The sequence below is a fragment of the Haladaptatus sp. AB643 genome (assembly GCF_024136975.1).
Taxonomy (GTDB): Archaea; Halobacteriota; Halobacteria; order Halobacteriales; family Haladaptataceae; genus Haladaptatus.
In genome coordinates, this window is sequence record NZ_JAMYJW010000002.1 from 309620 (window position 1) to 324655 (window position 15036).

The following is a 15036-nucleotide window of genomic DNA, read 5'->3' on the forward strand; positions in this document are numbered from 1 at the left end:
CGTGGCCTCGGAGACTGCTTTTGCCGACGGTGGGGGTAGTCGCTGGACGGCGTGGACCCGCTATAAGACATGATTATCCCAGACGAATTCTTTTATACTATCGTTGTACAAGTAAGAGTCGCATGGCATTAGACGCAGCTATCGTCGGGCCGGGTAACATCGGCACCGACCTGATGTACAAGATACTCGACCGTAGCGAGAACATCGACCTGCAGCGGATGATCGGTATCTTCCCCGTCGAGGAGTCGGATGGGCTTCAAGCGGCCGTCGAGGAGGATGTCGACGTCGGGACGAACGGTATCGAGAGCGTGAAGGAGTACGCCGACGAGTTCGACGTCGTCTTCGAGGCGACCAGCGCGAAGGTCCACGCCGAGAACGCACCCGTGTACGACGACCTCGACCTGTTCGCGATCGATCTCACCCCGGCCGCCGTCGGCCCGTATACGGTCCCGGTCGTCAACTTCGACGACGTTGCGGGGGAGACACGCAACATCAACATGGTGACCTGTGGCGGCCAGGCAACCATCCCCATCGTCCACGCGGTCGACCGGACGGTGAACGTCGAATACGCGGAGATGATTTCGACCATCGCATCGAAGAGTGCCGGGCCGGGGACGAGGCAGAACATCGACGAGTTCACTCAATCCACGTCCGCGGGAATCGAACAAGTCGGCGGCGCGGACGACGGCAAGGCCATCATCGTCCTGAATCCCGCCGAACCGCCGATACTGATGCGAAACACCATCTACACGCAGGTTCCGGACACGGCCGACCTCGACGCAGTCCGTGACTCCGTCGCGGAGATGGAAGCCGAGATTCGGTCGTACGTCCCGGGCTACGAAGTGACGCTCGAACCCGAGTTGGTGGAACAGGACGGCGTGGCGTTCGACCTCGGGGACACGGTCGTCCTCACGACCATGATCGAAGTCGAGGGAGAGGGACAGTACCTCCCGCCCTACGCGGGTAACCTGGACATCATGACGAGCGCGGCGCTCGGTGCCGCCGAGCGACTCGCGACGCATCCGACCGCCACGGTCGTCGGAGGTGCGAGCGATGACTGATTCGGACGTCCGTCTGGTCGATATGACGCTCCGTGACGGGATGCACGCCGTCGATCACCAGTTCTCGCCCGAAGGGATGGCCGACGTCGCCCGTGCCCTGAACGACGCAAACATGGACGTCGTCGAAATGTCGCACGGCGACGGGATGGGCGGGTCGTCCATCAACTACGGTTTCGCCTCGGCGTCGACCGAGACGTACCTCGATGCGGTCGTCCCGGAGTTGACCGACTCCGAACTCTCGGTACTCCTCCTTCCCGGTATCGGGACCCGGGAACACATCGAAGTCGCGGCGTCGAAAGGGGCCGACATCTGTCGAATCGCGACCCACGTCACCGAAGCGGACATTTCCGCGCAGCATTTCGAGTTGGTCAAAGACCAAGGGATGGAGGCGGACGGACTGTTGATGCTCTCGCACATGGCTCCGCCGGAAACCGTGTTGGAGCAGGCACGGCTGATGGAGGAGTACGGGGCCGACACCGTCTACGTCATGGATTCCGCGGGGGCGTTGCTTCCGAGCGACGTTCGTGATCGGGTGGGGCTCCTGACCGACGAGTTGTCCATCGACGTTGGGTTCCACGCCCACGACAACTTGGGTCTCGGCATCGGTAACACGTTGGCGGCCCTCGAAGAAGGGGTTACGACCGTCGATGGCTGTCTCCGTGGACTCGGTGCCGGTGCGGGGAACGCCCAAATCGAGGTGTTGGTCGGGGTGCTCCGGAAGGCAGGCTACGACATCAACCCCGATCTCTACGGGGTGATGGACGCCGCGGAGGACGTTCTGGTGCCGATGCTCTCGGACGACACGATGCCGGAGATCGACAACGACACGCTCATCCTCGGCTACGCTGGCGTCTACTCCTCGTTCCTTCGCCACACGCGTCGTGCGAGCGACCGCTACGATCTGGACCCGCGCGACGTGCTGGTCGAACTCGGCGAGATGGGAGTCGTCGGCGGACAGGAGGACCTCATCACCGACGTGGCGGCGCGGATGGGCAACGGCGGGGGGTCAGAAACCGATGCCGAAGCCGAATCGGACGACTGAGACGACGCTACTCGCACGGAGATAGGACAGTCGAGAAGGTATGCCGGACGTTCGAGAGAAAGGATCGCCGTTCGAGACCGTTTCAGTCGAACTCCTCGACCAGTTCGATACCGTAGCCGTTGGGATCCTCGATGAACGCGACTCTGGCATTGGCACCATCCGACGTCAACGGGCCACGACGAAGGCGACAGTCGGTCTCCTCAACGAGGCGTTCGACCTCCGCGTCGGTATCGTCCACGCCGATCGCGACGTGGTCGTACACGGTCGGTGCCGGGAGCGGTTCTTCCCTGTCCGGATCGTATTTGAACTGGATTTCGGTGTCGCTCTCGCCGGCGACGAAGACGTTTCGTGCACCGTCGCCGCTAACGAACTCCCGTGTCTTCTCCAGACCGAGTTCGTCCACGTAGAACGCGAGCGTCGTTTCCATGTCCGATACCCACACTGCGCTGTGAAGCACGTCCATGGTGGAGCATCTCCGGAACGGCATATAAATTTCGGGGGGACGGGCCGGTCGGTTGATCGAAGTCGCGGGGGACACGAACTTATTTGTCCCTCGCCGCTTCCACTTCATGCATGGCTGTTCCAGCAGAGATGCGCGACGAACTCGCCGACTCGCTTTACACCGCACTGCAGACTGCCTCGCCGATCGACCGACTCACCGCGAACCACGAACTCACCATATCCGACGCGTACGACGTTCAGACGCGGCTCATCGACCACCGACTCGACGACGGTGCCGAGGTGACGGGGCACAAAATCGGATTGACCAGCGAAGGAATCCAGAACCAACTCGACGTCGACGAACCCGACTTCGGGCGGTTGCTCGATACGATGTTCGTCGACGGACGGGTCGTCCCGGCGGCGGAACTCATCGCCCCACGCGTCGAGCCGGAGGTCGGGTTTCTGATGAGCGACTCACTCGAACCGCCAGTGACCTATATCGACGTGTTACACGCGACGGCGTCGGTTCTCCCCATCATCGAGGTGATAGACAGTCGCGTTCGTGACTGGGACATCCGAATCGAGGACACCATCGCCGATAACGCATCCTCGGCGTGCTACCTCACGGGCGAACGGACGACGGTTACCGACGGCCTCGACCTGTCGTTGGAGGGCGTCAAACTCCACAAGAACGGAACGGTGGCGGAACACGGCGTCGGGGCCGCCGTGCTGGACCATCCCGCGCGTTCGGTCGCGTGGCTCGCGAACACGCTCGACGAACTCGACGAGCGTATCGAGGCGGGGGAACTCATCCTCAGCGGCTCCCTGACCCCCGCCGTGGACGTCAAACCCGGCGACGTTCTCACGGCTGAATTCGCATCGCTCGGTAGTATTTCGGCACGGATCGGCGAGTGATCGCTCGGCAGTCGATCCACCGGCGGTTCGCAAGCCGAGCTCCATCCCCCACCGAACCCTATTTGGGAAAAATATATAACGAAAGTATACAAAGTATCGGTGATGCCCGGTTTAGCCAAGCTTGGACACATAGCGTTCGTAACACCAGATTTGGAAGAATCCCTGTGGTTCTTCCGAGACCTGATGGGACTGAAAGTCGTCGAACGGGAGGGAGACACCGCGTATCTCTGTGCCTTGCAGGACATCGAACATCACACGATGAGCCTCACGGAAGGGCCCGAGGGAAGGGTAGATCACATCGGGTGGCGGGCGGCGGACCCGGAATCGGTGGACCAGTACGCCACTCGGATGGAACACCTCGGTCTGGACGTGACGCGGCACGAAGCCGGTCACGAGGCCGGTATCGGCGAGGCGATTCGGTTCGAGACGCCCAACGGCTATCCCTTCGAGATCTATTACGACGTCGAGAAACCGAAGGCCCCCGAGAACGTCCGGTCGAAGATCCCGATGCGACGATACAGCCCCGAATGCGCCAACCGCGTTTATCCCCAACGCATCGACCACGTTCACGTGCAAGGGATCAGGGGAGCGGAAACTGCCGCGTTCCTCCAGGAGGAGTTCGGCTTCGGCTTGAACGAAGTATTCGAGTCGGAGGACGGGACGAGATGGGGGTGGTGGTGCGCGGTGACGGCGTTACCGCACGACATCGCCGTCCACGAGTTGACCGAGGACAAACGGGAGTTCCACCACTTCTCCTATCACCTCGATAGTCTCCACGACCTCTGGCACGCCGCCGACATTATGTCGGAACACAACATCGAGATCGACGGTGGCCCCGGAAAACACGCGATCACGAACGCGGACTATCTGTACGTCAAGGACCCCGCCAGCGGAATTCGAATCGAACTGTTCGCCGGGCCGGGATACCTCAACTTCGAGCCGGACTGGGAGACGGTCGTTTGGAAGGATATCGGCTCCGAATCGGACCACCAGTGGTTCGGTACGCAGTACGAACTCGATGGTGTCCCGTTCGTCTAACCGTCGAGGGGACCGGGCATGCGATTCGAATACGAACTTCGTCGTCTCAAGACTATCCACGAATCGGATCGTATGAACCAGTAATTTTAATTATAATCATTTCGAACACCACCTACGGATGCCACTGTTAACGGGTAGCAAACTGACGAAACGGTTCGGTGGACTCGTCGCCGTCAGCGACGTGTCGTTCGAAGTCGAACGCGGCGAGACGGTCGGACTCATCGGGCCGAACGGTGCCGGGAAATCGACGCTGTTCAACATGCTCTCGGGGGCGTACGAGCCGACTGAAGGGACCGTGCACTTCGAAGGCGAGGACGTCACCGGGTGGGCGCCGTATCGGTTGTGTAACCGTGGTCTCGCCAAGACCCACCAGATCGTTCGGCCGTTCGAGGGACTCACGCTCCTCGAAAACGTCGCCGTCGGAGCCGAATTCGGTGGCGGCGTCGCGGACCCCTACGAACGCGCCCACGAGACGCTCTCGTTCGTCGGCCTCGACGGTTCGAAGGACAGACCGCCGAGCGAACTCAGCGTGGGTGCGTTGAAACGGCTCGAAATCGCTCGCGTGCTCGCGACGGACCCCGACCTCGTCCTGTTCGACGAAGTCGCCGGCGGACTCGACTACGAGGAAACCGAGGCCATCATCGAACTCATCGAGGGAATCTGCGACCGAGGGACGACAGTGTTCCTCATCGATCACGTCATGCGCGCACTGATGTCGGTGAGCGACCGGGTAATGGTGTTGAACAACGGCGAACTGATCGCCCGTGGAACGCCAACGGAGATTCAGAACGACCCCGAGGTCATCGAGGCGTATCTCGGGGAGGGGGCGAGCACACGGGAGGAGACGGTATGAGTCTCCTCTCGTTGGAACACATCGACGTGTCGTACGGCGACGTGCAGGTCATCTGGGACGTCTCACTGTCCGTCGACGAGGGGGAAACCGTCGCGCTCCTCGGGGCGAACGGTGCCGGAAAGACGACGGTCCTCAAGACGATCTGCGGGGGTCTGACGCCGACATCCGGCTCAGTCATTTATAAAGGCGAGGAGATCGGTCACTGCTCTCCCGACGCGGTCGTTCCCCGCGGTATCGCTCACGTTCCGGAAGGACGTGAGATATTCGTGGAGAGTAGCGTCGAGGAGAACGTCGTCCTTGGGGCACACACGAATCCCGACGCCGCCGAGGAGCGCAAAGAATGGGTGTACGACATCTTCCCCCGTCTCGAAGAGCGGCGCGAGCAGACCGCCGGGACGCTCAGCGGCGGAGAGCAACAGATGTTGGCCATCGGACGCGGCCTCATGAGCGACCCGGACCTCCTCCTCCTGGACGAGGCCAGTCTCGGCCTCGCACCCGTCCTCGTCGAGGACGTCTTCGACGCCATCGAGCAGATCACCGAGCAGGGTGTGACGGTGCTCCTCGTCGAGCAGGACCTCCACAACGCGTTCCGGGTGGCCGACCGTGGATACGTCCTCAAGAGCGGTCGAATCGAACTGTCCGGTGACGCGGACGAACTCGCTACCGACGAACGCGTCGAGGCGTCGTACCTCGGATGATTCACGATGCTATCCGCAGAACGACTCACGAACGAGTGCACCACGGTTCCGAAGTTCATCGACCGTTCGAAACGGAAACGACCACGACCGAGGCGAGAGGCAACAATGAAACATACAGCTGAACACGAAGCGGCAGAATTGACAGGCGTCGATCAGGTAACGAACGACCGAATAACGAACGATCGAATAGCGAACGACGGAATAACGAACGACCGAGCGGCGGACGAAGGGAGGCCGACGGCCGGTGGTGACCGATGTCGTCGCTAGGGCTCCTCCCCAACGCGGTCGCCAACGGCCTGCTGCTGGGCGGTATCTATGCGCTCGCCGCGCTCGGACTGACGCTCGTGTTCGGCATCATGGACATCGTCAATATCGCACACGGACACATGCTGATGATCGGTGGCTACGTCGCCGTCATTCTGGCCACGATGCTCGGGTTTTCACCCCTCATCGGGATGCTGGTTGCGATGGTCGTCCTCGTCGTCGTGGGTCTGGTGTTGCAAGAAGTTCTCCAGTACGTCATCGGTGAGGGTATCGAACAACCGATCCTGCTCCTGTTCGGCATCGCCCTGGTGATGCAGAACTCGTGGCAGTTCGTCCTCGACAACTACCTGTTCGGGAGCGACGCCCAGACGACCGATTTACACGTCGTCTCGGGGAGCTTCGGGTTCGCCGGAATCTCGCTGTCCTCCTCGCGGGCGGTGACCTTCGTCATCGCGGTCGTGCTCATCGTCGCGGTGTGGGCGTTCATGCAATATACGAAGACCGGCCGGTCGATCCGCGCGACTGCCCAGAATCCGACCGCCGCGAAGTATATGGGTATCGATACGGATTCCATCCACAGGATCACGATGGGAATCGGCGCGGCACTGGCCGGTGCCGCCGGTGCGCTCCTCTCGATACTCTTTCCGTTCGACCCCTACGTCGGTTGGTCGTACTTGTTGAAGGCGTTCGCCGTCGTCGTCCTCGGCGGTGTCGGGAGCATTCTCGGGACCCTCGCCGGGGGAGCCGTCATCGGCGTCTCCGAGAACGTCGGCGCACTGCTCATCGGCGGCAGCTATCGTGACGTGGTGAGCCTCACCATCTTCCTCATCGTACTCATCCTGCGGCCGCACGGCCTGTTCGGCAACGCGGAGGGAGGTGAGTGACGATGGGCATCCGTTCGAAATCGACGATGATCGGTCGTAACCGGTGGATCGTGGCCTTCTGTGTCGGTATCGTCGCGCTCCTCCTGGTCCCGCTCGTCGCGTCCAATTACGGGGAGGACCTCGTCCTCCAGGCGCTCGTGTTCGCGATCCTGGCTATCTCGTGGAACCTGCTCGCGGGGTACGCCGGACAGATCTCGCTCGGCCACGCCGCGTTCTTCGGTATCGGGGCGTACGTGAGCGCGTGGCTGACGACGCCGAGCGCCGCTGGGCTTCCGGAATGGTTGCTCGTTCCCGCAGTGCTCGCCATTCTCGTCGGCGGGGTGGCGGCGGCGGTCCTCGCGCTGCTCACGGGCCCCGCGATGTTCCGACTGCGCGGGCACTACTTCGCCATCGGGACGCTGGCGCTCGCGGCGATCATTCAACTACTGCTCAACAACGAGCGCTCGCTCAGCGGCGGGGCAACGGGGTTTTACGTGCACAACGAACTCGGCGAGGTCGGCGTCTACTACCTCGCCGTCCTCGCGTTGATCGTCATCTTCCTCGTGACGTACTATCTGAAGCGTGGCCGACTCGGGTTGGGAATGCAAGCGGTGCGGGACGACGAGGACGCGGCGAGCACGCTCGGGGTGAACCCGCTCCGATACAAGATGTGGGCGTTCCTGCTCTCGTCGTTCTTCGCGGGCATCGCGGGTGGCCTGTACGGCCAGTACACGCTGTATCTCAATGCATCGTCCACACTCGGGGTGGCGTGGACCATCGACACGCTGGTGATCGTCATCCTCGGCGGGATGGGAACCGTCTACGGGCCGCTGTTTGGCACGGCCGTCTTCATGCTCATCGACAAACTGTTCAGCCAGGTCGCTGGTGGGTTGGCGACGACGCTCGAAGGCGTGCTCATCATCCTCTTCGTCATCTTCCTTCCCCAGGGACTGTACGGCTACGTTCACGAGCAGTTCGTGGACGACGTCGGGACGGAGGCGGAACCCGTTACGGACACTGACCCGGATTCCCGTGTGGGAAGTGAAGTGAACAATTGAGTAGGAAACGGCGTCGACCGACGCTTTCGAGTCGTGACGAACGCCGGTCGCTCCGGAACCTGTCGAATTATTAATAATAAACATTATATATCCTTGGAGTAATTTTGGCTCGTGACATGAAGGATGACAGGCTCAGATAGACGTACCTTTATCAAGGCGAGCGGTACCGCTGGCGTCGCAGGGTTGACGAGCGTCGCAGGATGTCTCGGAGATCTAGGCAGTTCGGGTGGCGATTCGAACAAGTTCACCATCGCGACGACACTTCCGAAGACCGGCGCGTTCTCCGCCATCTGGAAGGATCTTCACCGTGGATACGAGTTGGGTATCGAGCGAATCAACGACAACGGTGGCCTCCACGGGAAGAACGTGGAGATGATCGTCAAAGACGACGAGAGCGACCCACAGATGGTGCGCGAGAAGCTCAAGCAGATCATCAGCAACAACGACGTGGACATGATCTGGGGAAGCTTTGCGGGCGTTCTCGTGACGGCAACGGCCGCCGTCGCCGAGCAGGAGGAGATTCCGATGCTCGCGGTGGCGTTTTCCGACGACAAACTCCACGAGGAACAGAACTACCAGTGGACGAACGTTCCGTTCCCGAAGAGCAGCGACCACGTCAAGGGAACGAAATCCGTTCTCGAACTCGTTCCCGAGAAGAAACGACCAACCAAAGTCGGACTGTGGGTTCCGAACACCGATTGGAGCATCGAGATGGCCGATATGTGGGACGAAACGCTCACGAAGGCGGGCTTCAAGACGGTACTTCGCAAGAAACACCAACTCCACGCCAGCGACTTCAGCACCCTCATCTCCCAATCGAAACAGGCGGGCGTTGAAATCCTCCTCGGAACACCTGCGCCGGACGGCGGCATCACGGCGATGAAGCAGATCAACCAGTCGTCGTTCAGCCCGAAGTTCGTCCAGCTCACCCGGGCAGCGGACACCGCAGGCTGGTGGAACGCGCTCGGAGAGGCAGGACGGAACGTCGTCATGGCTCCCGGGTGGGTTCCCGGCCTCACGGGGAACGGCAACGAGAAGATGGAGAACGACTACTACGACAAGTACGACGCGAAAAAGAGTAACCTCCCACCCGTCATGACCGGTGCGTGTTACAACCTGACGCAAGTCGCCGAGCAGGCGCTCGGCGCCGCCAACAGCACGAAGAAATCGGCCGTCCGGGATGCACTTCGAAACACCTCGTACAAGACCGTCTGCGGCGAGTTCAGCTTCGATGACGTCGGCCGTCCGAAAGGATGGACCAGTGCGATGGGACAGTGGATCGACGGCGACCAGCACCTGGTCTCTCCAAAAACGGACGGCAAAGCGTTCCGAAAACTCAACTACCCGCTCGGACATTAACGACGACCGTCATTCGGTTCGGTGACGGGCAGGCGAGCAGTGGCTACTAGCAGTTCACCACCCATTCTCTTCGACTTCACCGACCGTTGCTCTTCAGCAGTTCACAACTCGTTACTGTTGGCAGTTCACCGACCGTGGCCATCGGGAAAATCACTCTCGTAGTCGTATCCCGTCGATTTCGATTCTCCCGGGAGACGACAGTATCGAGCGAGAGCGGGAGCGATATCGTGCGAAAATACGTGATTCCGTTTGATTCCGTTGGAAAATAAAAAACGTCCAGCTGTGATTATCCGCGGTTAGAACGGGTATTCACGCGGTTCGTGTTGGAGCGATATCCACTTCGTTTCGGTCACCTCATCGAGGAAGTCGTCGGTGTTGTAACCGCCGACGCCCGACGCACCGGTCCCGCCGAAGGGGACGTGGGCCTCGTCGTTGATCGGTTGGTCGTTGACGTGTACCATTCCCGTTTCGAGCCGCCGCGCGATTCGGCTGCCGGTTCCCACGTCGCCAGCGTGGACGGATCCTGACAGCCCGTATTCGGTGGCGTTGGCGAGTTCGACCGCTTCGTCCACGTCGGCGAACGGAATGACCGGTGCGATCGGGCCGAAGTGCTCGTTACACGCGGTGGGCATGTCGTTCGTCACGCCGGAGAGAACCGTCGGTTCGACGACGAGCGACTCCTCGACATCGTCGAGTGCGACCGTTCCACCGCCGGTCTCGACGGTCGCCCCCGCTTCGACGGTTCGCTCGACGTACTCCAGCATCTCGTCGCGCTGTGATTCGTCGATGATGGGGCCGATGACCGTGTCGGGGTCGTGCGCGCTTCCCACGGGCAGTGCTTCGACGCGCTCGGTCAGTTTCTCCACGTACTCGTCGTACACGTCCTCGTGGACGAGGTGGCGGTTGATGGAGATACACACCTGTCCCTGGTGCGTGAACGAGCCGAATACGGCGGCGTCGATAGCGGCGTCGAGGTCCGCCTCGGCAGTGACGATGTGAGCGTTGTTGCCGCCGAGTTCCAACGCCATCTCCGCCAGGTTCTCCCCGGCGGCTGCGGCGACGCGACGACCGACGGCCGTCGAACCGGTGAACGACACCACGTCGCTGGCATCGTGGCTCGCGACGGCGTCCCCGATTTCCGACCCTCGGCCGGTGACGACGTTGAGGACGCCTGGCGGGAACCCGGCGTCTTCGAACAAGCGAGCGAACAGGAGTCCGCCGACGACGGGCGTGTTCGTCGCCGGTTTCAGCACGACGGTGTTACCGGCGGCGACCGCGGGGACGACCGCGCGAGCCGAAAGGTTCAGCGGATAGTTCCACGGCGAGATGACCGTCACGACGCCGCACGGTTTCCGTACGAGGAGGTTTTCCTTACCGGGGATGTTCGACGTGGCGTGATCGCCTTTCATTCGACGTGGCAGCGTCTGCGCCTCGGCGATCTGATCAACGGTGAGGTGAACAGAGGTTTGGCCCATACCTCGAGTCCCACCACCCTCCGTAGCGAGCAGTTCGACTATCGCTTGGCTGTGGTCCTCAAGCGTCCGAAGGAGGTTCCGAACCAACTCTTCGCGCCGCGCTGGCGAGGTGTCCCTCCATTCGTCCTGCGCTTCGACGGCCGCATCGTACGCCGCATTCACGTCGTCGTCCGTCCCCCGAGGGACGGTCGTGACCTTCTCCCTCGTCGATGGGTCTTCCACGGGAATCGTTTCGCCGCCAGCGCTCTCCCGCCACTCTCCGCCGATGTACAACCTGTCCCAGTCAGAGTCGATACTGTACCGTGACTGGCTTGCTTGTGCCATGTAATAGCATGGAACGATCGGAACATGAAGGTTTGGAAAACTGCCCGATTGTTTGAAGGAGATAGTACCACAGTTCGCTGTCGGACCGCTTTTCTTCGCCGTCGAGACGACCCGTACGGGTGACGATGAAAACGGGAATGACGATGAAAGTTAGTTCGCCCGGAACGGTTTTGATAGCTCGCCCGAAACTAGTCGAGAGCGGTGGCTTTATCCTTTATCTCTAGTCTTCTTCTCCGGACAGACTCTATATCGCGGAATACAGTTTATTCATTGGCAACAGCCGCAGTTGTCCGATTTCACTCGACGGAACCGTATCAGTCGTCCCGGTAGCGACCCGATTTCCATCTCCGTGCCGAAAATCTAGATCGGAAAATAGCAACCCGGTCCGTACCTCGGACAACCGGGCGTGTTTCCGCGGTACGGAAAGTCAGTAGCTCGACGGTGCCAAGGCGTCGATGGTCCGTTCGACCATTCCTTCGTCGGCGTTGCTCGGAATCGTCACTATCGGTCGCGTGATGCAGTCGATTTCGCTGACCGCTCGGAACTGCTCTCGAGCCCGTTCCGGTGTTCCCGCGACGCCGAGCGCCTCGACCATTTCGTCGGTGACGTTCGCGGCGGCGGCCTCGCGGTCACCGTTCCGCCACGCCTCGGCGACCGCCGTGGCGTCCGTCGGGAACCGCTGGGCGACCGCCTGCTCGTAGCCGCGACCGTTGCCGACGTAGTAGGCGACGTGACCCCGGATGGCGTCCTTGGCCGCCGCAACGTCGTCACTGACGGCGGCGGGTACGTACGGTGCAACGTCGATGGAATCGTCACGACCGGCCGCCTCGGCTTGGTCGGCGATGTACGCGAACGCCTCATCGAGGTCCGGAAATGGGATGTTGTGCGGAATCCAGCCGTCACAGAGCCGTGCGACGACCCGACGGTTCGCCCGTCCGAGCGCGGCGTGATAGATTGGTACGTCGGCGTCCAGTGACGGGAAATCCCGAACGGTGAAGATTTCCCCGTCGTATTCGACACGACCGTCCTCGCCGAGGAATTTCGAAGTCAATTCGATGGTTTCGTGCGCCCGTCGAACAGGATTGGGATCATCCCATTTCATCCCGTGAAGGTCCTCGATGGCTTTTTTGGTCGACGTCCCGACGCCGAGTCGAAATCGACCGTCAGAGACTTCGTCGAGCGTCGCCGCGGTCATCGCCAGTACGGCGGGCGTCCGCGAGAAGACGTTGACGATCGCCGTTCCAAGCTCGACGGTGTCGGTGTGGGCTGCGATGTCGGTGAGTTGGACGACCGAACTCGTTCCCCAGAGTTCGCCGAGCCAGAGGCCGTCGTAGCCGAGCGACTCGGCACGGACGCTAATCTCGGTATGATCGAGGGTGGTCACCTGGGGCAACAGTAGATCGGTTGGCATGGTCTATCGCACGCCGTGGCGTATGAAAAATCGGTAGGGTAGACTCGACCAAATCAGTCAGGCCCCACCCCTCAAACCGAGTGAATGGCAGACAACGGGGGGACACCGGACACCGAGTGAATTCGGAAATACACGAACGAATGGGAAGAACGAGCACCCCCACCCCTCAAACCGAGTGAAATGGTTCGAAGAGGTACCCCCCTCGAATGGCGTCAGACGTTTGGCTGACAAGCGGCGGACACCCCTCGAACCGAGTGAAAGACGACGGTAAACGGTATGGAGACAACGTGAAAGCGGAAGGTGAGAACGGTTCTCTAGCGGCGTCTTTCCCGCTCCTCTCTCGCGTATATTATATATTTTACTATATAGGTAAACAACACAACTAGGTTACTTCCTAAACAACTAGAAGAAGTGTTCTAGGAACAATTTACAAAGAGACGATGCTACCACCGCTCGCCTTTTATATACTCCTCCCCGTGCAACCGTCATTCCCCTTCACCCCTCCGAACCCCATTTCACTCGGTATGGGGGGTGGGGGGCTATACGATTACAATCCCTGAAAACACGTTCTCGTTCCGGACAAACGAGGATTTCACACAATTCACTCGGTCTGAGGTCGGTAGTTTTATCTTTATGCCACTCGGTCACATAACGTAATGACCGACGCGGAGAAGGACGAGGACTTGGACGGCGAATCGGACTCTCCCGACGCCGATAGGGAGGGTGACCTACGGGATTTCGGCGGCGAATCGGCGTCATCAAAGCGGTACGACCACGGTAACGACGACAGTCACGGCGAGGACGACTACGGGTTCGACAATAACAACGCTCACGACGCTCATGACGAGAGCGCCGAAAACGACGAAAACGACGCTCATGACGGAAACGACGACGATAACGGACTCGACGATTCCAGAAGTCCCAGTACCACCAACGAAGACGATTTCGGTGACCCCTTCGCTGTCGGTGATATCTTCGCGCGCGAGGAGTTATTACGAGTCGGCTACGTTCCGGACCGGGACCGAATCATCGGGCGTGACGACGAGATTCGAGCGGTCGGGAAAGCACTCGGCCCCGCCGTCCGTGGCGGACCTCCACGGAATCTGTTGTTGTACGGAAAAACTGGAACCGGGAAGTCGCTCGTCTCGAAACACATGGCTCGCGAGGCTCGGGACAGGGCACACCGCAACGACGTCAATCTCATCTATCAGTACATAGATTGCTCGAACGACGATACGGAAACCCGTGCCGCACGAGAACTTGCACTCGGGGTCCGTGATACGCTCGCGCCCGACTTCGATATCCCTCGCAAAGGAATCGGCGCCGCCGAGTACTTCCGCCACCTGTGGGATATGCTCGACGAACACGAGGTTCGCTCGCTCATCGTCATCCTCGACGAGGTGGACAAACTCGGTGGCGACGACGACATCCTCATGACGCTCTCTCGAGCGGAAGAGACGGGGAAGACGAACTCCTACGTCGGTATCATCGCCATCAGCAACAAGATTCAGTACCGTGAGACCATCGGCGAACGCGTCGATTCGTCGCTGCAGGACCGCGAGTTCGTCTTTCATCCGTACGATGCGAACCAACTCCGCCACATCCTCGAAAATCGCCGCGACGCGTTCTACGAAGACGTGCTGTCCGAGGACGTGATCCCGAAGGTTGCCGCCCTCGCTGCGCGGGAACACGGCGACGCTCGGAAAGCGATCGACATCCTCCGCTATGCTGGCGCGATCGCCGAGGAGTCGGGCACGTCGGAAGTGCTGGGCGAGCATATCGACAGCGCGATGGAGCGCGCCGAGGCGGACCGGTTCGCCGAACTGGTGTCCGGAAGCACCCCGCACGTGAAACACATCCTCGTCGCGCTCGCATCGCTGACGATGAACCGCGAGGAAGAGGAGTTCGCCAAACAGGACATCTACTCCGCGTACAAGACCGTCTGTAAGAACGAGGGCTCCGCCCCGATCTCGTGGGATCGGGTCTCCAGACTGCTGAAAGAGCAATCGTTCCTCGGCATCACGGAAAGCCGTCACACCGGCGGCGGCTACGAAAAAGGGAGCTATCGGGTGCACTCGCTAAACCGCGACCCCGCGATCGTGCTGAAGGCGCTGAACTCCGGCACGGACCCGATATAAAGCGTCGGATGCGTAGCCCGTGCGACCGACGTACGAACGTTTCCGCCCGCGAGGACGGGGAACGAGAGACCGGATTTTTCAGCCGTGACTTCCTAC

General features: G+C 60.8%; 13 protein-coding genes. 10 read left to right on the plus strand and 3 right to left on the minus strand.

What is annotated here, in order from left to right:
* The first annotated feature begins 122 nt into the window (after positions 1-122).
* On the plus strand, positions 123-1061 hold the full coding sequence (locus NKF25_RS06250) for an acetaldehyde dehydrogenase (acetylating) (RefSeq protein ID WP_253225840.1): 939 nt from the start codon (positions 123-125) through the stop codon (positions 1059-1061).
* A complete protein-coding gene (gene dmpG, locus NKF25_RS06255) occupies positions 1054-2103 on the plus strand; it encodes a 4-hydroxy-2-oxovalerate aldolase (RefSeq protein WP_253225841.1) in 1050 nt (349 codons plus the stop codon). The genes NKF25_RS06250 and dmpG overlap by 8 nt, the downstream gene beginning before the upstream one ends.
* 82 nt (positions 2104-2185) lie before the next feature.
* Here the strand turns inward: dmpG and NKF25_RS06260 are convergent, their stop codons facing one another.
* Positions 2186-2566 carry a VOC family protein gene (locus NKF25_RS06260; RefSeq protein ID WP_253225842.1) on the minus strand — a complete coding sequence of 127 codons (381 nt, stop codon included), beginning with the start codon at positions 2564-2566 and terminating at the stop codon, positions 2186-2188.
* Positions 2567-2676: 110 nt separating this feature from the next.
* Here NKF25_RS06260 and NKF25_RS06265 point away from each other — a divergent pair, with 110 nt between their 5' ends.
* From NKF25_RS06265 to NKF25_RS06295, 7 genes are all read left to right on the plus strand, one after another.
* The gene (locus NKF25_RS06265; RefSeq protein ID WP_253225843.1) at positions 2677-3459 is read left to right on the plus strand and encodes a fumarylacetoacetate hydrolase family protein; all 783 of its coding nucleotides are present in this window, start codon (positions 2677-2679) and stop codon (positions 3457-3459) included.
* 102 nt (positions 3460-3561) lie between these two features.
* Positions 3562-4497 (plus strand): VOC family protein, encoded by a 936-nt coding sequence (locus NKF25_RS06270; RefSeq protein ID WP_253234517.1) that lies wholly within the window; start codon positions 3562-3564, stop codon positions 4495-4497.
* Positions 4498-4615: 118 nt separating this feature from the next.
* Positions 4616-5350: an ABC transporter ATP-binding protein gene (locus NKF25_RS06275; protein ID WP_253225845.1), complete on the plus strand. Its 735-nt coding sequence runs from the start codon at positions 4616-4618 to the stop codon at positions 5348-5350.
* Complete coding sequence (locus NKF25_RS06280; protein WP_253225846.1) at positions 5347-6048, plus strand: ABC transporter ATP-binding protein; 702 nt, start codon at positions 5347-5349, stop codon at positions 6046-6048. Before NKF25_RS06275 ends, NKF25_RS06280 begins: the two co-directional genes overlap by 4 nt.
* Before the next feature lie 254 nt (positions 6049-6302).
* Positions 6303-7196, plus strand: coding sequence for a branched-chain amino acid ABC transporter permease (locus NKF25_RS06285; protein ID WP_253225847.1), 894 nt, complete (start codon positions 6303-6305; stop codon positions 7194-7196).
* Positions 7197-7198: 2 nt separating this feature from the next.
* Entirely contained in the window at positions 7199-8233 is a 1035-nt protein-coding gene (locus NKF25_RS06290) for a branched-chain amino acid ABC transporter permease (protein ID WP_253225848.1), read from the plus strand.
* Positions 8234-8356: 123 nt separating this feature from the next.
* A complete protein-coding gene (locus NKF25_RS06295) occupies positions 8357-9592 on the plus strand; it encodes an amino acid ABC transporter substrate-binding protein (RefSeq protein ID WP_253225849.1) in 1236 nt (411 codons plus the stop codon).
* 296 nt (positions 9593-9888) lie between these two features.
* On the opposite strand, the gene NKF25_RS06300 is transcribed toward NKF25_RS06295, so the two are convergent.
* Positions 9889-11391, minus strand: a complete 1503-nt coding sequence (locus tag NKF25_RS06300) for an aldehyde dehydrogenase family protein (protein WP_253225850.1) — start codon at positions 11389-11391, stop codon at positions 9889-9891.
* 427 nt (positions 11392-11818) lie between these two features.
* On the minus strand, positions 11819-12802 hold the full coding sequence (locus tag NKF25_RS06305; protein WP_253225851.1) for an LLM class flavin-dependent oxidoreductase: 984 nt from the start codon (positions 12800-12802) through the stop codon (positions 11819-11821).
* A 656-nt stretch (positions 12803-13458) separates the two neighbouring features.
* On the opposite strand from NKF25_RS06305, the gene NKF25_RS06310 reads away from it, so the two are divergent.
* Positions 13459-14940: an orc1/cdc6 family replication initiation protein gene (locus NKF25_RS06310; RefSeq protein WP_253225852.1), complete on the plus strand. Its 1482-nt coding sequence runs from the start codon at positions 13459-13461 to the stop codon at positions 14938-14940.
* Positions 14941-15036: the final 96 nt, after the last annotated feature.

Excerpts from the sequence above, each read along its gene's own strand:
- NKF25_RS06290 (WP_253225848.1), top strand. The coding sequence starts at position 7,199 with ATGGGCATCCGTTCGAAATCGACGATGATCGGTCGTAACCGGTGGATC.
- NKF25_RS06280 (WP_253225846.1), top strand. The coding sequence starts at position 5,347 with ATGAGTCTCCTCTCGTTGGAACACATCGACGTGTCGTACGGCGACGTG.
- NKF25_RS06305 (WP_253225851.1), bottom strand. The coding sequence starts at position 12,802 with ATGCCAACCGATCTACTGTTGCCCCAGGTGACCACCCTCGATCATACC.
- NKF25_RS06300 (WP_253225850.1), bottom strand. The coding sequence starts at position 11,391 with ATGGCACAAGCAAGCCAGTCACGGTACAGTATCGACTCTGACTGGGAC.
- NKF25_RS06275 (WP_253225845.1), top strand. The coding sequence starts at position 4,616 with ATGCCACTGTTAACGGGTAGCAAACTGACGAAACGGTTCGGTGGACTC.
- NKF25_RS06310 (WP_253225852.1), top strand. The coding sequence starts at position 13,459 with ATGACCGACGCGGAGAAGGACGAGGACTTGGACGGCGAATCGGACTCT.
- NKF25_RS06285 (WP_253225847.1), top strand. The coding sequence starts at position 6,303 with ATGTCGTCGCTAGGGCTCCTCCCCAACGCGGTCGCCAACGGCCTGCTG.
- dmpG (WP_253225841.1), top strand. The coding sequence starts at position 1,054 with ATGACTGATTCGGACGTCCGTCTGGTCGATATGACGCTCCGTGACGGG.
- NKF25_RS06295 (WP_253225849.1), top strand. The coding sequence starts at position 8,357 with ATGACAGGCTCAGATAGACGTACCTTTATCAAGGCGAGCGGTACCGCT.
- NKF25_RS06250 (WP_253225840.1), top strand. The coding sequence starts at position 123 with ATGGCATTAGACGCAGCTATCGTCGGGCCGGGTAACATCGGCACCGAC.
- NKF25_RS06265 (WP_253225843.1), top strand. The coding sequence starts at position 2,677 with ATGGCTGTTCCAGCAGAGATGCGCGACGAACTCGCCGACTCGCTTTAC.
- NKF25_RS06260 (WP_253225842.1), bottom strand. The coding sequence starts at position 2,566 with ATGGACGTGCTTCACAGCGCAGTGTGGGTATCGGACATGGAAACGACG.
- NKF25_RS06270 (WP_253234517.1), top strand. The coding sequence starts at position 3,562 with ATGCCCGGTTTAGCCAAGCTTGGACACATAGCGTTCGTAACACCAGAT.